The organism is Bartonella sp. AA86SXKL, from assembly GCF_042196885.1.
In genome coordinates this window covers 1-356 of sequence record NZ_JBHIRE010000117.1, presented here as the reverse complement: position 1 = coordinate 356, position 356 = coordinate 1, and the positions used below count along the sequence as shown (strand labels likewise).

Annotated in this window: 1 protein-coding gene; it reads right to left on the bottom strand. The window is 41.3% G+C overall.

The window, feature by feature from the left end:
- Window positions 1–356: bifunctional ornithine acetyltransferase/N-acetylglutamate synthase (locus tag ACFIO5_RS10300; protein WP_375705349.1), on the bottom strand; the 356-nt coding region annotated here is incomplete at both ends.

Sequence of the window (356 nt, the reverse complement as noted above, 5' to 3'; positions counted from 1 at the left end):
CATGAACTTCAATTAAATGACGCGCCCCTTCACCATCACAAACAACTTGTAATGCAAGCTCATGTAAAAGCGCACGCAATTGTTTTGAGAATACCTCATAACGTGGATCAGTTTTACTTGTGATGCAAGGAAAACTTTCTTTTCCTGTTGCAAACATCATGAGGGTATCTGATGTTGAAGTGTCACTATCCACAGTGATCGAATTAAAAGATTCCTGAACCGCTTCTGATAACATGGATTGGAGCATCTGCGAAGAAATGGCTGCATCACTCACCACAAACGAAAGCATCGTTGCCATATCTGGTGCGATCATACCAGCACCTTTTGCAATACCGTTAATGGTAATAGTTTCTCTC